This window comes from Clostridium ihumii AP5 (assembly GCF_000612845.1).
Classification (GTDB): Bacteria; Bacillota; Clostridia; order Clostridiales; family Clostridiaceae; genus Clostridium_J; species Clostridium_J ihumii.
In genome coordinates this window covers 13,441-37,287 of sequence record NZ_CCAT010000004.1, presented here as the reverse complement: position 1 = coordinate 37,287, position 23,847 = coordinate 13,441, and the positions used below count along the sequence as shown (strand labels likewise).

21 protein-coding genes are annotated in these 23,847 nt (G+C 26.6%); 19 read left to right on the top strand and 2 right to left on the bottom strand.

Annotation, left to right across the window (positions count from 1 at the left end; all coding sequences use genetic code 11):
- The first annotated feature begins 13 nt into the window (after positions 1–13).
- Positions 14–844 (top strand): GNAT family N-acetyltransferase, encoded by an 831-nt coding sequence (locus tag BN346_RS20310; protein ID WP_158644426.1) that lies wholly within the window; start codon positions 14–16, stop codon positions 842–844.
- A gap of 166 nt (positions 845–1,010) precedes the next feature.
- Here the strand turns inward: BN346_RS20310 and BN346_RS00745 are convergent, their stop codons facing one another.
- Positions 1,011–2,150 (bottom strand): glycosyltransferase family 4 protein, encoded by a 1,140-nt coding sequence (locus BN346_RS00745; protein WP_034438273.1) that lies wholly within the window; start codon positions 2,148–2,150, stop codon positions 1,011–1,013.
- A gap of 505 nt (positions 2,151–2,655) precedes the next feature.
- On the opposite strand from BN346_RS00745, the gene BN346_RS00740 reads away from it, so the two are divergent.
- From BN346_RS00740 to BN346_RS00730, 3 genes are all read left to right on the top strand, one after another.
- Entirely contained in the window at positions 2,656–3,657 is a 1,002-nt protein-coding gene (locus BN346_RS00740) for a CotS family spore coat protein (protein ID WP_034438271.1), read from the top strand.
- Between the two features lie 35 nt (positions 3,658–3,692).
- Positions 3,693–4,475, top strand: coding sequence for a protein kinase family protein (locus tag BN346_RS00735; RefSeq protein WP_034438269.1), 783 nt, complete (start codon positions 3,693–3,695; stop codon positions 4,473–4,475).
- A gap of 368 nt (positions 4,476–4,843) precedes the next feature.
- The gene (locus tag BN346_RS00730; RefSeq protein ID WP_074432656.1) at positions 4,844–5,875 is read left to right on the top strand and encodes a CotS family spore coat protein; all 1,032 of its coding nucleotides are present in this window, start codon (positions 4,844–4,846) and stop codon (positions 5,873–5,875) included.
- A 70-nt stretch (positions 5,876–5,945) separates the two neighbouring features.
- Here BN346_RS00730 and BN346_RS00725 read toward each other — a convergent pair whose 3' ends face one another.
- Positions 5,946–7,070: a glycosyltransferase family 4 protein gene (locus BN346_RS00725; RefSeq protein WP_034438267.1), complete on the bottom strand. Its 1,125-nt coding sequence runs from the start codon at positions 7,068–7,070 to the stop codon at positions 5,946–5,948.
- 212 nt (positions 7,071–7,282) lie between these two features.
- Between BN346_RS00725 and BN346_RS00720 the strand changes: the two genes are divergently transcribed.
- The 15 genes from BN346_RS00720 (at position 7,283) to BN346_RS00655 (ending at position 23,816) form a co-directional block, all read left to right on the top strand.
- Positions 7,283–8,281, top strand: a complete 999-nt coding sequence (locus BN346_RS00720) for a CotS family spore coat protein (RefSeq protein WP_034438265.1) — start codon at positions 7,283–7,285, stop codon at positions 8,279–8,281.
- A 621-nt stretch (positions 8,282–8,902) separates the two neighbouring features.
- Positions 8,903–9,040 carry a hypothetical protein gene (locus tag BN346_RS21420; RefSeq protein WP_158644425.1) on the top strand — a complete coding sequence of 46 codons (138 nt, stop codon included), beginning with the start codon at positions 8,903–8,905 and terminating at the stop codon, positions 9,038–9,040.
- 161 nt (positions 9,041–9,201) lie between these two features.
- Positions 9,202–10,104 (top strand): sporulation peptidase YabG, encoded by a 903-nt coding sequence (gene yabG, locus BN346_RS00715; protein WP_034438262.1) that lies wholly within the window; start codon positions 9,202–9,204, stop codon positions 10,102–10,104.
- A gap of 395 nt (positions 10,105–10,499) precedes the next feature.
- Entirely contained in the window at positions 10,500–10,736 is a 237-nt protein-coding gene (locus BN346_RS00710) for a Veg family protein (RefSeq protein ID WP_034438260.1), read from the top strand.
- A gap of 506 nt (positions 10,737–11,242) precedes the next feature.
- A complete protein-coding gene (locus tag BN346_RS00705; protein WP_034438258.1) occupies positions 11,243–12,799 on the top strand; it encodes a DUF3794 and LysM peptidoglycan-binding domain-containing protein in 1,557 nt (518 codons plus the stop codon).
- Between the two features lie 256 nt (positions 12,800–13,055).
- Positions 13,056–14,609, top strand: coding sequence for a S41 family peptidase (locus BN346_RS00700; RefSeq protein ID WP_034438257.1), 1,554 nt, complete (start codon positions 13,056–13,058; stop codon positions 14,607–14,609).
- A gap of 113 nt (positions 14,610–14,722) precedes the next feature.
- Complete coding sequence (ispE, locus tag BN346_RS00695; RefSeq protein WP_034438255.1) at positions 14,723–15,565, top strand: 4-(cytidine 5'-diphospho)-2-C-methyl-D-erythritol kinase; 843 nt, start codon at positions 14,723–14,725, stop codon at positions 15,563–15,565.
- Positions 15,566–15,687: 122 nt separating this feature from the next.
- Positions 15,688–15,885 (top strand): CLC_0170 family protein, encoded by a 198-nt coding sequence (locus BN346_RS00690; protein ID WP_034438254.1) that lies wholly within the window; start codon positions 15,688–15,690, stop codon positions 15,883–15,885.
- An 80-nt stretch (positions 15,886–15,965) separates the two neighbouring features.
- Entirely contained in the window at positions 15,966–17,378 is a 1,413-nt protein-coding gene (locus tag BN346_RS00685; RefSeq protein WP_051539837.1) for a spore germination protein, read from the top strand.
- Between the two features lie 20 nt (positions 17,379–17,398).
- Entirely contained in the window at positions 17,399–18,517 is a 1,119-nt protein-coding gene (locus BN346_RS00680; RefSeq protein ID WP_034438251.1) for a GerAB/ArcD/ProY family transporter, read from the top strand.
- Complete coding sequence (locus tag BN346_RS00675; RefSeq protein WP_034438248.1) at positions 18,492–19,661, top strand: Ger(x)C family spore germination protein; 1,170 nt, start codon at positions 18,492–18,494, stop codon at positions 19,659–19,661. The genes BN346_RS00680 and BN346_RS00675 overlap by 26 nt, the downstream gene beginning before the upstream one ends.
- A 149-nt stretch (positions 19,662–19,810) precedes the next feature.
- The gene (spoIIR, locus tag BN346_RS00670; protein WP_034438453.1) at positions 19,811–20,485 is read left to right on the top strand and encodes a stage II sporulation protein R; all 675 of its coding nucleotides are present in this window, start codon (positions 19,811–19,813) and stop codon (positions 20,483–20,485) included.
- A gap of 521 nt (positions 20,486–21,006) precedes the next feature.
- On the top strand, positions 21,007–22,038 hold the full coding sequence (locus BN346_RS00665) for a D-alanine--D-alanine ligase family protein (RefSeq protein WP_034438246.1): 1,032 nt from the start codon (positions 21,007–21,009) through the stop codon (positions 22,036–22,038).
- A 366-nt stretch (positions 22,039–22,404) separates the two neighbouring features.
- Complete coding sequence (locus tag BN346_RS00660) at positions 22,405–23,388, top strand: queuosine synthesis (protein ID WP_034438244.1); 984 nt, start codon at positions 22,405–22,407, stop codon at positions 23,386–23,388.
- Positions 23,389–23,402: 14 nt separating this feature from the next.
- Entirely contained in the window at positions 23,403–23,816 is a 414-nt protein-coding gene (locus BN346_RS00655; RefSeq protein WP_034438242.1) for a YwiB family protein, read from the top strand.
- The last annotated feature ends 31 nt before the right edge of the window (positions 23,817–23,847 follow it).

Below are 23,847 nucleotides of genomic sequence, written 5' to 3'. Positions count from 1 at the left end.
TTTTATTTATAGAGTGGATAGAAATTTTGATAAAAATTATGAAGAAATGATTCAATTTTTTGAAAGTGAAGTTTTTGAATATGGAAATCAGCTTTTTGTATCACATATAAATGGTAATATTATATGTTGTTTTGGAATAATAACTAAAGAAATAGAAGTTTGTAAAATGGCATATATTACAGAATTTTATGTTAAAAATTATGATTTAACTCTATATAAAAACAATATAAAAAATATATTAAAAGATGCAGTTGAGTTTTCGATTAGTAAAGGTGCAAATAAGACTTCTTTAGGGATAAGAAATGAAATGTTGTATTTATCAGAGATTATTATAGATTCAGGGTTTAAGGAAGTTTATGATGCTTTAATCATGAATTATGAAGGACAAAGGATATTAAGACAAAGTAATTTAAACGGTAAATTGAAGTTTAAACCATTAAATTTGGGTAATATAAGTAATTTTACAAAGTTACATAATAAAGCATTTAATGGAGAATGTAATGCAGCAACTATTACAGATGAAGATTCAATGGTATATTTACAAAATTATAAAGGTAATGAAGAGTTAATAGGTATTATTGAAGAGAAAAATATAGAGATAGGTGTATACATGCTATCTAAAGTTGATGATATAGGATGGATAGACAACATAGCTATTATAAATGAATATAGAGGTAGGGGGTTAGGTAAAGAGTTACTTAACAAATGTATAGAATTTTTGCAAATTAAAAAGGTAAATGAAATAAAGTTACTTGTAATAACCTCTAATTATAAAGCATATGGTCTTTATAAAAGTTTTGGATTTAAAGATGAAAAAATTTTTTCTAAATGGTTTGAAAATTAAAATAGTGATTTTCTTAAATTTTGTAAAACAAAGACTTACAAATTTAAGTTAAAACGGTTAAAGTAGTTGTTACGACTTTACCAATATAGGCATAAAACTTGGAATATAAAAATCAAATACTAATTCGTTAAAATTAAAAGTGTAGATATTAATCTACACTTTTAATTTATTTTAAAGTATCTAGAGGACACTCTTCACATACTTTTTTATATACTTCTAATGTTTTTTGTGCTGTATTTCTCCAAGAAAATTTTTGAGATTGTTTATAGCCAAGCTCTGCATAACTGTTTCTCAAGCTTTCATTACTAAGCATAGTGCCTAGGGAATCATAAAGCTCTGTTTCACTATTAGGATTTATTAAAATTCCTGCATTTTCAACTACTTCTGGAATTGAAGTAATGTTAGAAGAAATTACGGGAACTTTGCAATTCATTGCTTCAAGAGGTGGAAGTCCAAAACCTTCATATAATGATGGATAAACAAAAGTTTCAGATGCGTTATAGAATATTGGTAAGTCTTCATAAGGAACATATCCAGTAAAGATAATATTGTCATTCATACCTAATTTATCACGAAGCTTTATAAGGTATTGGGATTCATCTCTATATGATCCAACTATAACAAGATTATACTCTTTATCAAGACTTTTATATATTTTAGAAAAAGCACGTATTAATGTATGAACATTTTTTCTTTCACTAAATCCACCTAAGTAAAGAATATAAGGTTTATCAATATTATATTTTTCTTTTATTAATTTTTGGCAATATTCTTTATCTAATGGCTTATAATTATCATTAGCTGCTAGAGGAGCAACATAAACCTTATTTTCATCTATAGGAAAAAATCTTAATATATCTTTTTTGCTATATTCAGAAACAGTAATAATGGCATTAGAGTTTTCCATTATTATAGGCATTTCTTTAAGAAATTTTAATAAGTAGCCTCTGCCAACTGTTTCAGGCATAATATATGGAATTAAATCATGTATGGTAACAATTTTCTTACACAAAGTATTTGGGTTCAAGCCTATTCCATTTTGAGGAATGTGATAAAGATTTATGTTTTCATATTTTAAATTATATGGTATATAAGATGTTTCAAAGAATCTATGATGTCTTTTAGGTGCCATAACTATTTGAGAATTTTCTTTCTTATAAATTTCACTATTATCAAGATCCCAATAAATTTGATAATAGTTTTCTTTGTCTATATTAAGTAAATTTTTAAGTAAATTTTCAGTATAAGTACCAATTCCTGTTCCGCTGTACCAATTTATACCTCTGCCATCGAATCCTATTCTCATAAAAATACCCCCTTAAAAAATATGTATAGGAATACAAGTTGAAAAATGAAATTATTGTTATTTCAAATGAGAAATAACAATTTAAAGTGTTGTACAAAAATTAACAATTAACGAAGAGCAATTAACAATGAAGGATAAAACTGAAATCGCAGTTTTAAAAATTAATTTTTATAATAATTTGTAAAGCAATTTAGTTAAAGCCTACTAAAGGCTAGTTTTTATGTGCTTCTATTTTTATATATTGGGAACGAAGTGAGTAATAACTACCGTAGATTTCCACTTCTACTTCTTACTTAGTTCCAATATGAAAATAGAAATAACATGTAACTTTAGTAGTATCATTTGATAAAAAAATTACTTTAAATTTGAGTTTGGAACCCTATATAATATCATATTATTTTACATATATATAAATGTTACAAATTACCAAATAACACATAAAATAAAACACAAAATATTTATTTTAACATATATTGCAAATATAGGGATTTAGGGAGGGGTACTTTTGGAAAGTTCTAATATACGAGAAATAATAGAAAAACAATATGGACTTTCAGTTTCAAATATAGAAAAAAACAAGAATGTTTTTAGAATAGACGCATCAAGAAATATATATTGTTTAAAAGTTATTAATTATGAATTAGCACATTTTATATTTATATTAGAAGCAATTAAACATCTACAAAAAAATGATTTTAAGTATATCCCTAGTATTATAAAAACTGTAAGTGGTGATGAGTATGTAAAGGTTGGAAGGGGTTATGCATATTTAACTGCATGGGTAAATGCTAGAGAATGTAATTATGACAATGTATTGGATGTAAAGAATGCTGCAAGAAAATTAGGAGAGCTTCATAAAAAAAGTGAAAATTTTATAGTTACTGAAAGCATGAAACCAAGAGTTGGTTGGTTTAAATGGATAGAAACATATGAAACAAGAAAAAATGAGATATTAAATTTTAAGGAAATAATAAACAAAAAAGATAAAAAGAGTGAGTTTGATAATATATATATGTGTGAAATGGAAAAAGAACTACAAAGATGTGATAGAAGTATAGAAAATCTTTTTAAGTCAAAGTACTTAGAGACAATGGAGAATGAAGTTTTAAAAAATGGATTTTGTCATCATGATTATGCACATCATAACGTTCTAATTACAAAAGATGGTATAAATATTATAGATTTTGACTATTGTATATTAGATTCTCATTTACATGATTTAAGCAGTTTATTGTTAAGAAGAATGAAATATGATAGATGGAGCTTAGATAATGCAAGAGAAGTGATTGATTCATATATGGAAACTCATGAGTTAGAACAAAGTGATATACCAATTATGGCTGCTTTTATGGAGTTTCCACAGGACTATTGGCAACGTGGAATACAATATTATTGGGAAAAACAACCTTGGGGTGAAGAATTTTTTATGAAAAAATTAAACTTATGTTTAGAAGATAGAGATATGAAACAAGAATTTATAAATGAATTTAAGAAAATGAAATTATAACTATATATTATATAAAGGAAAATGAGGTGTGGTAAATGAAACGTTTTTTTTATGAAAATTTTCAAGAGTATTTAAAGGAAAATGGAGTAAGAAAAATAGATTTTATATTAAAAGATAATGAATGTTTAAGTATGAAAGGAATGGAACAAAGGGTTAATAAACAATTGGAAGTAATTTCTCAATTTCATCAAAAGTCTTGTGGATTTAATGGATGTTTAAAATACAGAATAAATAATGATACCTGTAAACTTATAGAAGAATGTAAGATTCATATTAAGCGGCTAAAAAAGGATTTGCAGAAAATTAAGGAATCTGGTTGTAATGGCAAAGTTGAACAGTTTATAGATGAATATGGTCCAATATATTTAGAAAGAGCAGAAGAATGTATAAGAAGTATATATAATAGCAATTATATAAAACTTATATCTAGGAGCATGGACAAGGTAGAAATATGTTTAACTGATGTAGGATTTGATAATCTTCAGTATGACAATGAAATTAAAATAGTTAATTTTTATGATATAGCATACAACATGGTGGAAATGGATGCGTATTATTTATTATCTAAACTAAAAAGAAAAGGAATAAAATTAGATTGGAAAGAACATATAAATAAGTTTTGTGGATTTGAAGGTTTAACAGAAAGTAGTGGAAATTTTATATTAGCATTAATGTCATATCCTCATGAATTCATGAAGGTTTATGAAAAGTACAAAAAAAACAAGAAAAATTGGAGTGAAGATGATTATATAAGAAAATTAAGAAAAGCAATAGGTGAAGATGGAGAAAGTCTTTTAAATTTAATAGATGTGAACTAAAATGAGTTTTGACATATATAACAAAAATAGATTAAACAAACTCCATAAAGTTAAGGATTTTATGGAGTTTAATTTATATAGGATTTCAAGATGGAAAATGAAATTACTTTAATATTAAATTATAATAAATTAACCAAGAAAAAAGTTTATAAATTAAATTGGGAAATAGAGATTTAAAATACTGTACAAAATTAATGATTGACAATGAAGAGTTAACAATGAAGTGAGTAACATCTATAATCATTGTTAATTCTTAATTGGTTCCAAGTATTAAATGAGTAGTTAAATATAAATTTTAAATTATTAAATAATAATGGTATAGACTAAAAACTTCACTTGGAACCCTTATAATAGGGAGGTATTACCATATGAATTGTACGATGGCTAGAGAAGATATTTTAAGTAGTGGGTATGATTTAGATATAGAAGTGTTAGAAAAATATAAATATGAAATACATGAAATTATACCTGTTAGAAAAGTATTTATTTTAAATACTAGTGATGGAAATAAAATATTAAAAAAAGTAAACTATGATTTAAACGAAGTTAATTTTATAAATAACGCTATGAAATATTTGAAGGAGAATAAATTCAGTAATATTATAGATTTTAAAGAAAATGTATATGGTGACTGTTGTACAAAGATATATAATAATAGCTATGTAGTTATGGATTTTATTGAAGGTAGAGAAGCGACATTTTATAATCCTATAGAATTAAAAATGATAACTAATTCACTAGCAAAGATGCACAATGCATCTGAAGGATTTAGATATAAGAATAACTCATATAGATATGAGGCTGGGATGCTTATAGAAAAATCAGAAAGAAAAATGGAAGAAATACAAATCTTTAAAAAACTAGTTGAAGGATATGAGAAAAAAACTAAATTTGATAATATGTTTTTAGAAAATGTGGACTATTATTTGGGTGAAATGAAGCAAAGCATTAATTGCTTGAAAAAACATCAGTATTTAAAGCTATGTAGTTTTGAAGATAAAATTTCTTTGTGTCATCAAGATTTAGTTGCTAGAAATATAATAATTAATAAAAAAAATGTGTTTTTTATAGATTTTGATTATTCGACTATAGATTTAAGAATATGTGATTTATGTAACTTTATAAATAAATTTGTTAAGAACTTTGCATTTGAATTCGAAAAGGTTAAAACTGTTATCAGTGAATATAGTAAAGAATATTCTTTTGCAAAACAAGAACTTCAAGTACTTCATGCAATGTTAATTTTCCCAGGCGGATTTTATAATATCGTAAAAAATTATTATAAAAGAAAAAAAGGATGGGAAGAGGAGACTTTTAATACAAGGTTAGAAGTGAAAATTAGAAGTAAAAATGAAAGAGAAGAATTTTTAAAAAAATTTAATAACTATTATTGTGAGTAGTTGACCTATTTACAATATATTATAAAAAATATGAAGAATTTAAATATGAATTCTTCATATTTTTTTGTTTTTAAAATTTTGATACTCGATTATAAATATTTAATGTTTCTTTTGCAGTATTGTTCCAAGATAACGAAGAAACCTTTTTAAAACCCTTATTGATATAAGTATTTCTTAATGAGTGGTTTTCTAGTAAATTTAATATTTTATTAGATAAATCATCTATATCATTAGGATCGAATAAACAAGCAGAATCTCCTACTATCTCAGGAATAGAGGTTGTATTTGAAGCTATAACGGGAATTCCACAAGCCATAGCTTCTATTGGAGGCAATCCAAAACCCTCATAAAATGAAGGATATACAAACAAACTTGAGCAATTATATAAATAAGGCATATGTTCCATAGATATGAAACCAGGAAATAAGATATAGTCTAATAGACCATATTTTTCTACTCGGTTTCTATAAAGTATATAGGATTTTCCTTTTGATCCAGATATGACAAGCTTATGTTTTTTTCTAATAGATTCTGGTAACTTGCTATAAGCATCTATTAATCCAAGAATGTTTTTTCTAGGGCTAAAACCACCAACATATAAAATATAGTCATCATCAAGATTGTATATTCTTTTCAAAACAAATTTACACATTGATTTGTCTAATGGTATATATATATCCTCACTAGCTAAATACGTAACAAATATTTTTTCCTTTGGGTAATTAAAATCTTTAGAAATATCTTCTTTAGAGTAATTTGACACAGTTATTATTCCATCACTATTATTAACAATCCACTCCATATTTCTATTGAAAATATCTAGATATCTATCCCCAACAGTTTCTGGCATATGTAGAGGTATTGTATCGTGTAAAGTTATTATAAAAGGACATGTCTTTTTTAGTGGAAGACCAACTCCGTTTTGTGGTACATGATATATATCTAATGCGTTATCCTTAAGTATATTAGGGACATTTACTTCATCCCAAAAAGTAGAAGTATTTTGTGCATTAATGCAATTTAACTCAAAATTACTTTTAAAATCTATGTCATTATCATATTCACTACTTGTAAAAAGTAGATAATTATTAATGGCATCAATATTATTAAGTGAATTAATTAGTTGGTAACTATAAGTTCCTATTCCAGTACCTCTATACCACTTGGCAGCACGAGCATCAATTCCTATTTTCATAATAAAACTCCTCTCGTTAAATTGACCTATATAATTTAAAATGGCATTATTTTTAAATTTATTCTATATAAAATTATATTAATGATATATGGAATAATATGTTATTTGTGAATGACTTTTATAGATTTTATTTATATAAATTATATTAAATTAATCCATATTCTAATTAAGTTTATATACACATATAAATATTATAGGGGGAGGTGTTAAAAATGATGAGAGAATTTGAAATTGAGCGCCAATTTGATATAAAAATAGAAAGTATAAAACCTAATAAAGGCGTGTATTGCCTAAAAACAAATGATGGACTAAGATGCTTAAAAAAAATAAATTATGGCACTCAAAAGTTATTATTTGTATATGGTGCAAAAGAGCATCTATACGAAAATGGTTTTACTAACATAGATAGATATTTCTTGAATAAAGATGGAAATCCATATGCATTAGTTAATGAAGATATTTATACGTTATCTGAATGGATAGAAGGAAGAGAATGTGATTTTCAAGAGGAAGATGATTTAATAGAAGCAAGTAAAACTTTAGCAAAACTACACAAAGCATCTAAAGGCTATGAACCACCTGAGAATAGTAAATTAAAAACAGACTTAGGTAGATGGCCACATTTAATGGAAAAGAGAATAAAGTCTTTCGATAAAATGAGAGAAATGGTTAGAAAGAAAAAGAATAAAAAGCATGATTTTGATTTAAGTTATTTAAAAAATGTTGATTATTATAAGGCTTTAAGTAATAAAGCATTAGAAACATTAAATTCTTCTAATTATTTTGAAATATGTAAAACTACAGAAGAAGAAAAAAGCTTTTGCCATCATGATTACACATATCACAATATTATAATCAATGATAAAAATGTTAATGTTATTGATTTTGATTATTGTAAAAGAGAAGTAAGGGCATATGATATATCTAACTTTATGATAAAAGTTTTAAAAAGAAGAAATTGGGATTTTGAAATAGCTAGAAAAATATTAGAAGCATATAACACTGAAAATACATTAAGAGATGATGAGTATAAAGTTATATATGCGTTTTTAATGTTTCCACAAAGATTTTGGAGACTTTCTAACAGATATTACTATAATGAGGTGAATTGGATTCAAAGCACATTTACAAAGAAAATAGAAGAACTAGTAGATGAACGAGAAAAATTTGAAAAATTTATTGAAGAATTTAAATCTTTTTATAGTATATAAATTAAAAAAAAGGGAGTATATCTCCCTTTTTTAATTTAAAAAATTTTTATGTAATCTAGTTTATAGATTAATTACATAGGTTAGAGGTTTAATATGGGTATTATTTTATATATAATTTTATAATCAAAGAAGTGATACTTGAGTACATAAGCTATAAAAAGATTATACAAGAAAAGGCAAGTAAAGATAAAAGATAAAAAATGAAAAGTATAAGTTTTTCCTTTTATTTCGCATATGTATAATATTTGAATATTTATTGATACATAGTATAATAAAATTAAAATAAAATCAAAAATAAATAAAAGGGAACTAAAAATTATGTTAGGATTTTTAAAGAAACTTCAGGAAAAAATAATCAGATACAACAAAAACAAATTGATAAGGCAGAGAAGGGTATTGAAATTTTACTTGATGATTCTGTAAGCCAAAAAGATAAAGGGATGGCTTGGGTTCATGCTAGTTCTTATGAAAGATACCAAGCATTTAAAATAGATTATGTTGGGGGTCATTATGAAAGTCCACAACATAAAGATGATATAAAAGTAACAGTAACACCAAAAGGGTTAATTTTCTCAAACATACAGGGGTATATACTGCCTTTTGAAAATATAAAATTTAGCAATGAAAAAGAAGAAAAAAGTAGTATCAACTGTTGCATTGTTAAGTTGTGAATATAATGGGTTAGAATATACTGTTGCATTAGCTGGAGATAAAGCACCAGCCTTATATAAGAAAGTATTTAAGATATTGGCAAAATAGCTAGTATCTTTTTTATATATAAATTTAAAGATTTAACCTAGAGTCTTTAAATTTTAAATTAGCAGTAAGTAAGATAATTCAATTTTAGATTTCGAGTTTGGAACAATAAGTGGTAGAATGTCATAAAATGTTATTAAAGCTATATAGTAGAGGGGTTAAAAGTGAAAATAGGTGATATTGTTACTAGAAAGTCTTATGATGGAGACATTGCTTTTAAAATAATAGATATAAAAGAAGAAGAGGGCAAAGAAGTTTATATAATACAAGGTTTAAATATACGTATTGAAGCTGATGCAACAGAAGAAGATTTAGAGTTACTTACAGGAAATAGACAAGGTGCAGTGGACAAAATTTTTAATAAAAAAGTGAATAATTGCTTGAAAAAGGTTATTAATAGTAGGGGATCACAATACAGAGGAGAGTCAGCAGAAGTTCTAGACAGTTCTTATTATGATTACGTAAAAAAAAACAAAAATCAGATAGATAAGAAGGAATTATTTTTCGGTAGGCCTGGAAGGATACTTCATGTTGATAGTGATGCAAATTATGTAGATATATGTTTGAAGACATATAAAGAACTTTCCATAGATGCAGTTGGAAAAGTGATAACTGAAAGAGAACAGCCAGAAAAAATATTAGATTTAGTAAAAGAAGTTAATCCTGATATAGTAGTTATAACTGGTCATGATGGAATGAATAAAAATATATCAAATTATATGGATTTAAATGAATATAGAAATTCTAAATACTTTGTAGATGCAGTTTCCATTTTGAGAGCATATAAGTCAAGTTATGATGAACTTGTTATATTTGCAGGTGCGTGTCAGTCTTGCTATGAAGCTCTTTTAGATGCTGGTGCTAATTTTGCAAGTTCACCTGATAGAATATTAATACATTGTTTAGATCCAGTACTTATATGTGAAAAAATAGCATATGCAGGTATTGATGAAGTAGTTAATATACAAGATGCACTTGAAAATAGCATAACTGGAATAAGAGGGGTTGGAGGTTTACAGACAAGAGGAAAATATAGAGAGGGATATCCAAAATCACAATTCATATAGAAATTAAATTAATTTATTTATTTTGTAAATAATACTTTAAAATTATAGATAATGAATAATACTTTTATAGGTTAATTAGTATTCATTATCTATTATTTTTTACAAATAAAATTAGTTTTGCAAATAGGAATGTTAACAAAGTGAAAACATATATATAATATGTATAGAAAATTACTTATACACACATACTAACCTCAGTATTGTTTGATAAATATTTTACAAGTTGAAGAATTTCATATTAAAACCAAGAAAATATCCTATTTAATAACAAATTTTAAAGAAATATACCCCAAATCTAATATTGACATTTTATCAAATAAATAATAAAATAAAAATTTTAAGTTGATATTAGTTGGTGTTTATTATATAATATATAATGAAAGAAGGTGTTTCACATGCAAAAAAGAAATGTGTTGCTTTCAATTAGGGAAGATATTGAAATGCATGTAGGCCAAAAAGTAACGTTAAAGGCTAATGGTGGCAGGAGAAAAATCCTAATAAATGACGGAGTACTAGAAAAAGCATATGACAGCATCTTTGTGATTAGACTTGATAATTGTGCTCATAGAACTGTTACATACAGTTATTCAGATGTTTTAACTAAAACAGTTCAATTAGTATTTGCTAGTTAGAAAATTGACATAAAAAAAGGATACATTTAAGTGTATCCTTTTTTATTATTTTAAAATATAAGCAAAATAAATATTTAAAATAAAAAAATGAAAGATGGGGGATCCATCTTTCAGCTATGGTATAAAAGGGTATTGAGAATTTATGAGAGGTTATATGGTCAATAACCATCTTTATAATATAACAATTATCGACAAAAGTCAACAATATTTTCAAAAAAATTATTTAAACAAAAAATAAAATATAGGAATAATTCTTCAGGATAGATTATATAAATTATTAGTAGGTATTTAAGGTATATTTTAGAAATAGATAAGAATGTTATTATTTAATTATGAGTATATAAAAATGTGTTATAAATTTTAAACTTTAATAAGCTTACAATTAACGGTTGTAAAATATATTTACATCTAATTAATTATAAATGTACATATACTCATAAAAATTAAAAGAGCAACATAATATTATTTCAAAGATATACTTAAGATTAAAGAGGAGGGTTATTTTTATGGATTTGAATTTGATTAAAGACAATATAGACTATGAGCAATCAATTGGGGAAAAGTCTGAAGATGTTGTTATAAAAGAAGAGTATGTAATTCCAGATACACTTCCAGATGTTATAGACGTTTTAATGTTAGATGCAAAACCATTTATAACAAATAAAGAAGTTATGAATGGAAAGGTTATGGTTGAATGTGAAATAAAATTTAATGTGTTATATATGAATAGAGAAGAAGAAAATACAGAAGCATACTCTGTGAGTTATAGCACAAAGTTAAATAGTACAATTGATGCAGAAGATGCTACTGATGATATGAATTGTGAAGCAAAAGTTAGTATGGAACATATTCAATGTTTAATAGTTAATGAAAGAAAGATTTGTATACAAGGTATAGCAAATTTTAGTTGTGATATTGTTAAGAAGAATAGCTTTGAAATAGTGAAGGAAGTAGACGGAGATGATGAAATACAATTTTTAAAGAAACCAATGGTAGTTGATAAAGTTGTTGGTAATTTTGAAAATGAGATAACTGGTAAAACAGAAATAAAAATTGATATGGATAAACCTGAAGTTGGTAAAATAATAAAATATTTCGTGACTATAGGAAAAAAAGATATAAGACTTTATGATGGCGGTATGAGTATAGATTGTAATGCTAATATTCAAATACTATATAAGGGTAGAAATACTAGAGAGATTATATGTATAAATGAGAATGTTCCAATAACTAAGGAAGTAGACATAGATAGTATAAAGAGCAATATGGAACATAATACAGATTTTTTAGTATATCCTTTTGAATGTGAAGTAAAAGAAGATGATATGGGTGAAAATAGAATATTAGATGTAGAATTTTTAGTTAAAACTTACACAAACGTTATGTGCAAAGATGAAATAGAAATGATAGAAGATGCATATTCACCAAATAAAATATTAACAATGGATAAAGAAGAATTTGAAATGAATGTAATGCAAGGTTCAAACCAAACAGAAGTATTAGTTAAAGGTGATATAGAAGTAGATGGTGAAAAGCCTTCTAAAATAATTATGGCTACAGGTGATGTAAATATAACAGATAAGAAACTTGTAGATAATAAAATAGTTGTAGAGGGAGTTTTAAAAGCTGATGTATTATATACAACAGAGAATGATAAAGAATATGTATCTTGTACAAGCGATGAAATACCATTCTCTACAAGCATAGATATAGATGGTGCTAAAATTGATATGATGTGTATGTGCAAAATGTATCTTGAAATGATAGAAGCATCAGTAGAAGCAGGGAATGTGTGCATAAGAGCTATAGTAAGAGGATATGGAAAAGTTTCATATATAACTAAACAAAAATTCTTAGTAGAGATGCTTCCTGATGAGGGAGAGTTGCCAAAGAAAAATGCTAGTGTAACTATATATGTAGTTCAAAAAGATGATAACTTGTGGAAGATATGTAAAAAATATTATACAACTAAAGAACAAATAATGGAGATAAACCAAATAAATGATGAAGGTGACATAAAACCTATGGATAAACTAATAATCCCAGGTAGAGCAGTTATATAAGGTTTTAAAGGTATCTAGAATTTCTAGATATCTTTTTTATGCATAAATATATGTAAAACTGAATTTGGCTTTAAATTTAAGCAGGAATAAGATGAAAAATATTTGTTTTTAATGTAAAGTTCTTACAAAATTTTGAAACATTGAATTTTAGGTATGAAATTACTTGAAGTTAAGAATTAAATGTAAAAAATGTTTAAAAATGATAATATATACTTATGTATAATAAATTTAAATAATATAAAAGGGGGAGTGCTATATGAAGTCAAGACAAAGAAAAATCTTGATTGTTGCGGTGTTTATAATAATTATAGCATGTATATTATGTGGGGTTTTTGCAAGAAGAGTTTCTTATGCAGATAAGAAGAAAGATGAGTTTAATGGATTTTTAAATTCCGTAAGTTTAGAAAGAGATAAAGTGGGCAGTATACAAACTAAAATAAAACAAGAACAAATAAATTGGTTAAAAAATGAGGAGGATACATTTACTGATGACGAAATCAAGGAGTTTGTTGAAGTAGATAAGAAACGGTATCAGGAAAATATGATAGTATCACTAGAAGATGAATATGATGAAAATAAAATTTTAACTTATGATGAAGCCAAAGATGATGTGAATAGAATGTTTAATTTATTTAAGTATGGATATGGTGCTTATGGGTATTTTGGTGGAGAGGAAGTTTTTCAAAAAGCAAAGGAAAGTGTGCTTAAGGAGTTAGATGGAAAAGAAAAAATTATGTGTAGAGATTTTAATAACATATTAACTCAAAATTTGCTGTTTATAAAAGATGGTCATTTTTATATTTCTCAAAATCAATCTAGTGATAGGAGTTTAAAGAAAAATACCTATAAAGTATATTACATGTCAAATGAGGAATTTTTAAAGGATGAGAATGGTTATTATAAGTTAGCAGATAATAATAAAAGATATATAAAAAGTATAAATGATGATGAAAATATAGATAAATATATAAAATATAGTATTAATGAAGATGGAAAATTAACTTATAGAATAGTTATAATAAATGAAATGTGTAATGAGTATGTTATTGATGTAAATATAACTTTTTTGGAAAATAAAAAAGAATTAAATGAAAAGATAAGATTAAATTTATCACCATGCACTATTCAAAATGAAGAAGTGTTTGAATACTTTTTAGAAGATGATATTCCAGTTGTAAAGATAAATGCAATGTATGAAAATACAATTGGTGGCACTAGTCAAAATGAATTTTCAGAATCTGCATTAAAAATGAAAGATTATCCATGTGGAATAATAGACCTTAGGGGAAACCGAGGAGGAAGACTGGAGGCAGGTGTACAATGGATTAAAAATTATACTAATCATACTGTTGGGTTAAGAGGTGCTTCATATTATTTAAATAGTAGCCTTATAAAAAAAGTGTATAAAGAATTTACGGGAATAGATGGTAATTATATTGAAGATAATGAAACACGATTAGAAGGAAAAAATTTAGAAAAAATTTCAAATGATAACTTATTATTTGTACTTATTGATAAGGATACAGCATCGGCAGGAGAGTGTTTTGTTGAAGAACTTATGAATTTAGATAATGTAGTATTTGTTGGAACAAATACTAGTGGCTTGCTTACTTGTGCAAATATGTACTATTATAAATTAAAAAATTCAGATATAACAGTTGGACTTGGAAATGAGTTATATATACCACCATATTATGATGATTTTGAATTAACTGGTTTTCAACCAGATATAGTAATAGAATCTAATGATGCATTAACAAGAGTAAGACAGCTTATAAAACATTACAATCTTAATAAACCTAAAAAATAAACTATTGTAAAGATGTTATTTTAAAATGGATAGTTTTTATAATTAAATCTATCCATTTTTTATTATAAAAAAATTTGATATACTAAATATAAAACTAAAAAGGTGGTGACTTTATGAAAGCTAAAGCATATGCAAAGATTAATTTATCTTTAGATGTAGTTGGAAAAAGAGAAGATGGATATCATCTTTTAGAAATGATTATGCAAAATGTTGATATATATGATGAATTAGAATTTAAGATTTGTAATGAAGGAATTAAGATAAATTGTGATGGGGGAAAAATCCCATTAAATAAGAACAACCTAATTTATAAAGCTATAGATTTATTCTTTAAAACCTATGATATAAAAAGTGGAATTGAGGTAAGTGTTGTTAAAAATATTCCAGTTGCGGCTGGAATGGCAGGGGGAAGTGCTGATGCAGCTGTAACTTTAAAGTGCATGAGAGATATGTTTAAAAATGATGTTACAGATGAAGAATTAATGAAACTAGGACTTCAAATAGGTGCTGATGTTCCTTATTGTATATTAGGGGGAACAGCTCTTTGTGAAGGCATTGGAGAAGTTGTAACACCATTAAAATCTTTTAAGGGAAAAACACTTGTAGTGGTTAAACCTAATTTTGGAGTTTCAACTGTATGGGTATATAAGAACATAGATATAAATAAAATACATAAACATCCTAAAACAAAAGAATTAATAGGTGCAATAAAGAGTGATGACTTAATGTATGTATGCAATAACATGAGGAATGTACTAGAAAATGTAACTATAAAGGAATATCCAGTAATAAGAAAGATAAAAGAACAAATGATAGAGTATGGAGCTATTGGATCTATGATGAGTGGAAGTGGTCCTACAGTGTTTGGATTTTTTGATGATGACAAAAAAGCTGAAGAGTACTATGAAGTTGTAAAAGAAAAATATGATAAATGTTATATAACTAAAACAATATAATATGATTTCTAAGAGAGTAAGTGGATTTGAGAAGCTATTTACTCTCTTTTTTTATTATCTTGAATATAGAATAAGAATATTGCAAACAATAAACTGTAACCTAGAGAATAGAGGTGATTTTTTTGAGGATAATAACAGCTTGTGATGGATATTTATTGATGTTAGTTGTTTTGATTGGAATGGTAGGCTTTTTTTTAGATGCAAACTATTTTAAAAATCAAAATAAGATGAAGGCATATAAAGAATCAAAAATTATAAATGGGGTTGTTGTTTTAATTACAATAGTAATGTTTATAGTTAGAACAATTTTTATAGTATAAGGTTTATATGGAGGGAGAATATTTTGGAAAGTAGATATGAACACATACATGAAACTATATATGATAGTGCAAAGAAAAATATGGATTATGCAAAAAAACTACTTGAAAATGATTCGGATGTAGTTTTTCGAGAGTTTGTGGCAGGAAATAAGAAATTTGGACTTATATATATCGATGGTATGGCAGATAAAGAACTATTAAATGATTTCTTATTAAAGCCTATAATGGGTGGAAAAGCTTGTTTAAATGGATTAAGTGACATCAAAGAGAAGATAATAACTGTTTCTGATATGAGAAATGTTGATAAGATGAGCGATGGAATATTAGCTGTTTTATCTGGAGAAACATTATTGTTTGCTGATGGAAGTACGTATGGTTGTGTTATAGCTAATAGGTCATGGCCCAACAGAGGTGTTGGAGAACCATCAGGGGAATCTTCTATTAGAGGTTCAAGAGAAGGGTTTACAGAGACTATAAGATTTAATACTGCATTACTTAGAAGAAGAATTAGAGATACAAGATTAAAAATTGAAGCTATGCAAATTGGAGTTAGGTCTAAAACTGATGTTGCTATATTATATATGCAAGATATAGTTGAACCAGATGTTTTAAAAGAACTCAAGGAGAGATTAGATAAAATACAAATTGATGCTATTTTAGATAGTGGTTATGTTGAACAATATATAGAAGAAAATAAATTTAGTCCATTTCCTCAAGTTCAAAGTACCGAAAGACCTGATGTGTTGGCAGCTGCATTATATGAAGGAAGGATAGGAATAATAGTTGATAATTCTCCGTTTGTTCTTATAGTTCCAACTGTACTTGCAACTTTTTTTCAAGCACCAGATGACTACTATAATAGATGGATCAATGGAAGCTTGGTTAGAATAATAAGAATTTTCGCTATAATGTTAGCGCTTATATTGCCAGCATTTTATGTAGCGGCAACTTCATTTCATACGTCGATTATACCGGCAAAACTGGCATATGCAATGGCAAGAAGCAGAGAAGGTGTTCCGTTTCCGGCTTATGTAGAAGTTCTTTTTATGGAATTTAGTTTAGTATTATTAGTAGAAGCCATAACAAAACTTCCCAAAGCAATAGGTTCCACTATTGGTATAGTTGGTGGTCTTATTATAGGACAATCAGCAGTAAGCGCAGGACTTGCAAGTCCTATTATGGTAATAGTTCTTGGCGTTACAACTATTTCAACATTTTTAATACCTAATTATATAGTTACTCATGCATTTACATACTTTAGAATATTATTAATAATTTTGGCTTCATTTTGGGGACTATATGGAATTGTTGTTGGGATAATATTCATGTTAATACATTTAACTAGGTTAGAAAGTTTTGGAATACCATATTTGTCTCCGGCAGTAAATTTATCTGTTACAGATATGAAAGATATGTATGTTAGATTACCTTTTAAAATATTTAAATATAGACCTAAATTTATGCATACTAGGGATAAAATTAGGCAAAGATAGGAAACTATGGAGGTTGTGATATGAAAGAAAAATATTTTATAAAGGATTATGGTCTATTTACAAGTTTGGTAGTAACTATGATAGGTATAGGACTATTTTATGGACCTTCATTCGTAGCAAGATTAATTGGTGAAGAAAGTTATTTAGCTAGTATTTTGATGACAATAGTTCTATTATTAATTCTTTATATGATACATAGTATTTTAAAAATGAATAATTATGAAGATATAGTAACAGTTCTTAAGAATACATATGGAAAGGTTATAGGAAATATAATATCAATAGTATACTCTGTTTCAATGATAGTAATATTATCTATGTCGTTAAGAGCTTTTGCTGATGTTATTAAAATATACTTATTACCTAAAACTAAAATTGAAATAATAATAGTAGTATTAGTTTTCATGGGAGTTTATTTAGTAAAGGGTGGACTTAAAAATTTAGTTTATTTTAATGAAATTACTTTTCCTATTATGTTTATACCTGTAAGTGTAATATTATTGCTAAATATACCAAATGCAAAAATTGGAAGATTGCTACCGGTGTTTACTCATAGTCCTATTCAATATGCTCAAGCTGTAATGGAATTGTTCTTTTTGCTTAGTGGATTTTGTATTGCATTTATATTATTTCCTTATGTTAAGAAAAAGGAAAACATAAATCGGATAATAAGAAGGAGTAGTTTATTTGTTGGAGTTTTTTATACAGTAACAATAATGTTTGTTATTGCAACATTATCAGCAAGTCAAGCGGCTAATAAAATATTTCCAACTATTACAATGCTTCGATCTATAAATATAAGAAGTGGTGTATTAGAAAGATGGGATGGGATCGTTATGGCTTTATGGGTGTTGTTTTATTACACCACATTTACAGGAAGTTATTATTTCTCAACTCATATAATTACTAAAGTATTCAATATAGAAGATATAAGAATATCATCTATAATTTATGTTCCTATAATTTATATTTTAGCATTATACCCTCAAAGTATGGCAGAACTTTACACTGTTAAAATAGGACCTGCAAAAATTGCATTTGGAATTTCACTGGTAGTAGTTATATTTGTTTCCTATTTTATAAATTTATTTAAAAGTAAAGGGGGGCAAAAAAATGAAGTTAAGAAGGGTTCTTATTAGTGCAATTACGTGCTTAATTTTAGTTGGATGTACTGATAATGTTGAAATAGATAATAAGGCATTTGTGTCTACTATAGCTATTGATGTTGGAAAAGATATAGAAAAACAAAATTCACTTGAAACAATAAAGCAAAAAGAACCATTTAGAGAAAATGGATTAGATTTAATAAATGTAACTTATGGATTTCCAGATATAAGAAATATGGAACCGGAAAAAGGCTCAGCACCAGAAGTGGCTATAACTTCAAGTGGATATTCAATGACTGATGCATATTTTAAGGCTACATCTAAAATGAGTAGAGAATTTCATTTTGGACATAGTAAATTGTTGATGATAAGTGAAGATGTATTTAAATATCCAGAAGTTTTAAGTGAAATGTTGGATTATATAAGTAGAGATTCAATGTTAAATAAATCAATGTTTCTTGTTATAACAAAAGGAGAGGCTATGCCATATGTTACATACAAGCCACCTACAGAAGATAACATTGAAAATTATATTGCTGGACTTATGATTAATACAAGTAAGAACGCAAGCATAATTCCAACAACACTTCATACATATTTTGCAAATGAGGGCAATAACGAATCACTTATACCATACATAGGTATTGAAGGAGAGGACTTAAAAATTTATGGTATGGTAGCTGTGAAAAATTTAGAAGTTAAAGGTATATTAAATAATCCACAAGTTTCAGATATTCAATTGATTAAAGGTGATATAGGCGCAGCGAAAGAAGTTTCATTTATTGAAGGCAAAGCTATAGATTATCATATAGATGATAGCAATAGTAAACTTAAAATTAAATATGACGAAGAAGAAAATAAATTATATTTAAATTATAATATAGTCATGAAGGGTGGCATTAGTGGTGCTTATTTAGGATCTAATATGCTTGAAAATGATAAAATATCACAAGTTGAAGAGGCTTTAAATATCAGTATGGAAGAAGAATTTAAACAAGTATTTGATATAATTCAAAATAAATATAGTATAGATCCATTAGAAATAAAAGCTAATATAAGAAGGTATCATCCAAGAGTTTGGAAGAAAGTTAGTGAGCATTGGGATGAAGTGTATAAAAAAGCGGAAGTAAATTTCAATGTTAAAAACGAAATTAAAACTATTGGAGTATCTCAATAAAATTAGAAGGACTATTAGTCCTTCTAATTTTATTAAAAAAAGATTGTACAAGCTGTATAAAAAATGGACAAGTGTCAATAATAAAAACATAAAGGAAATACAATATTTAGGGGGAATTAGTTATGAGAAAGTTTAATATAAAATTTGATATAAAAAAAGTAATAGCAAGTGTTTTATTAGGAACAATAGTTTTAGGAAGCACAATAACATATGGAATGAATAGAATCGCTAAGCCATCTATGGAAGATATATCTGAAAAACTTATAAGATTCCATGTTATAGCTAATAGTGATAGTGAAGGTGACCAAGCTGTAAAATTAAAGGTTAGAGATGAAGTTTTAAGATATATATCACCAAGACTTAAAGAGGCCAAGTCAATAAATGAGTCAAGAGAAATAATAAAAAATGAAGATGAAAACTTAATAAAAATAGCTAAAAAAACATTAATTGAAAATGGATATGACTATAAATTAGAAAGTACTTTATCAAAGGAGTATTTTCCAGTAAAAACATATGGAAATATAACTTTACCACAAGGAAAATATGAAGCTTATAGGATAATCATAGGTGAAGGACAAGGCCATAATTGGTGGTGTGTAATGTTTCCGCCTCTATGCTTTGTAGATGTTTCTAAAGGTCAAATCTCATACAATGAGACAGAAAAAGAAATGAAAGAAGTTTTAACAGAAAAGGAATACAATATGGTGGATAATACTAAGAAAAATGTGGATAAAAATTCAAAGATAGTGGATAACTCAGAAGATAATAATATAGTTTTAAAATCAAAAGCAGCAGAAACTATAAAAAAAATACTTAATAAATAGAAAGTTAAGGGAGGCGAATTATCGCCTCCCTTTTATAATTTCAATGAAAATTTAATCTATATTTTTAAAATTGAGATTTATAAAATATCCAAGGTAATAGTGATAGTTACTATTAAAACTATGATTAGTAAGAACGTTATGATGGGGAATTTATTCTCAAAAATGAACTTTTTATGGATAAATATTATATTAATTTTATTTGAAGTACAAATAAAACATTGTAGCGGGGATTTCAATCCCCGGGATATCCACCATCACTTTTCGCTCTTACTTCTTACTTGGTTCTAATATAAAATAGAAATAACATGTAATATTAGTAGTATCATTTGAGAAAGCTATTATTTAAACTTCGAACTTGGAATCCTATAACTCCACTAGGTAATAAAAGTTGTTTATAGGTGGTACTATACATATATATAATTTTAAATTAAAATCTAAGTATAGGAAGAAACGTTAATTGAATTATGAAAATGAATTATGTATGAATTTGACATAGTAATTATATTAAGGAGAGATAGATTATGAAGAAAAAAGTAGCAGTATTATTTGGCGGACAATCAACTGAACATGAGGTTTCAAGAACTTCAGCAGCATCAGTTTTAAGAAATATAGATCAAAGTAAGTATGATGTATACCCAATAGGAATTACTAAAGAAGGTAAATGGTTTGAGTATACAGGAAAAGTAGATAATATTGAAAGTGGAGAATGGGAAAATGATGAATTCTATAAAACTCCATCTGGCGAAAAAATAATATTTAATAATGAGGTTGATGTAGTTTTACCAATTTTACACGGACAGTTTGGAGAAGATGGAACAGTTCAAGGTTTATGTAAATTAAGAAATATACCATGTGCAGGTCCAGGAGTTATGAGTTCAGCTTTATGTATGGATAAAATATATACAAAATATATATTAGAACATGCTGGTATAAAGCAAGCACCATATGTTGTTGTAACAAATTATGATTATAAAACTAGAAAAGAAGAACTTGTTAATAAGATAGAAAATGAATTAAATTATCCTGTTTTCGTAAAACCTGCAAATAGTGGTTCTTCAGTAGGAATAACAAAAGCTCATAACAAAGAAGAATTAGAAATGGGTTTAGTAGAAGCATTAAAACATGATAGAAAAGTTTTAGTTGAAAAAGGAATAAATTGTAGAGAAGTAGAAGTAGCTGTGCTTGGAAATGATGAACCAAAAGCATCAGTGCCAGGAGAAATAATTCCAGCAAAAGAATTTTATGATTATGAAGCTAAATATAAAAATGCATCATCAAAACTTTTAATTCCAGCAGCTTTAAACGAAGAAGATACTAAGGAAATAAGAGATGAGGCTGTTAAAATATTTAGAGCACTAGATTGTGCTGGAATGGCTAGAGTAGACTTCTTGGTTGACAAAGATACAAATGAAATATACTTAAATGAAGTAAATACAATTCCTGGATTTACAAGTATCAGTATGTATCCAAAAATGTGGGATGCAACAGGTTTAAAATATAATGATTTAATAACAGAATTAATAGAATTTGCAATAGAAAGAAATAATAGATAAAACATGGTTTTATACTGCTAAAAAATATTTTAGCAGTATTTTATTTTTTGTGGAAAACAATCCATTATTTATTATTTGCAATATATAACTTGTCAGGTTAAAGTATAAATTATAAAATAGATAAAGATACACGAATTTTAGGAATAAGTTTTGTTATATCTAACAATTGGTTATAATTTAATGAAGAATAACAAAGCTTATAATTTATGATTATATATATGAAAATATCTAAAGCTTTAATCTGAAAAATAAAAGTAAGGTTAAATGAGGTATTTAGAAAATTTTCATCTAATTATTGATTTAATGTTGAAAAACAATTTTAACATTAAAGGTTGTAAAATATTTTAATTTAAGGAGAATACGAATATGACAAGAGCATTAGCTATGGTTTCAGGTGGACTTGATAGTATATTAGCAGCAAAATTAGTAAAGGACCAAGGAGTAGAAGTTATAGGGATTTGTTTTAAATCACACTTTTTTAATGAAGAAAATGCAAAAAGAATGGTTGAACAAATAGGAATAAAATTAGAAGTGGTAGATTTCAGTAAAGAACATTTTGAAATGGTTAAACATCCTAAGAATGGTTATGGAAAAAATATGAATCCATGTATAGATTGCCATGCTATGATGATGAAGTATTGTGGTGAATTGTTAGAAAGATTTAATGCTGACTTTATCATAACGGGGGAAGTTCTTAATCAAAGACCAATGTCTCAAAATAAAAATGCTTTAAATAAAGTAAAAAAAGAAAGTGGTATTGGAGAAAAAATATTAAGACCACTTTGTGCAAAAAATTTAGATGAAACAGAAATGGAGAAAAGTGGACTTGTAGATAGAGAAAAACTTTTAGACATAGAAGGAAGAAATAGAAAAGTTCAAATGGAACTTGCGGAAAAATGGGGAATAAAAGATTATCCATCACCAGCAGGTGGATGTAAACTTACAGAACCTAACTATTCAAAAAGATTAAAAGATATATTAAAATCTAATGGAGATGCAACGGAGAGAGAGTTAGAACTTTTAAAAATAGGAAGACACTTTAGAGTATCTGAAAAAGCAAAAATTGTATCAACAAGAACAGCTGATGAATGTGAAATAATGAAAAAGTTGCTTTCAAAAGATGATATGATATTCTTAGCTAGAGATTTTAAGGGTTCGATGGTTGTTGCAATTGGAGACATAACTGAAGAAGATATAGAGTTAGCGGCAAAAGTTACAGCACGTTACTGTAAAGGAAAAGATGAAAAAGAAATCATTGTTAAATATGGTATGTATGGAAAGCCTTCTAATAATGAAATAAAAGTTGAAAATGTAGATGATAGTTATTTAGCTAAATATATAATTAACTAGGGAGATTGGGTAATATGGAAGAAAATAATGCAGTAATCACTATTGTTAGTGTACAAGATGAAGATGAAGAGATAGAAGTTGTAACTACGGGTAAGTTCTATGAAGAAGATGGTTATTACTATGCTGTTTATGAGGAAACAGAAGCTTCTGGCATGGAAGGTACAGTAACAACTTTAAAAATAAATGGTGAAGGCTTTTCTCTTATGAGAGAAGGTACAATTACAACAACTATGAATTTTAAAAGAAACAATGAAGAAGATGTATTATATAGTACGCCGCATGGAGGATTATGTCTTAAGTTAAGAACAAGAGAAGTAAAAACAAATGTGGATGAAAATGGTGGAGATATAAATGTTGAGTATGACATGATTGTTGGAGGTCAACAACATATAACTACTGTTTTAAGAGGAAATATAAAAATTAAATAATTTAAAAACCCCTATAAATCAATTTGATTTA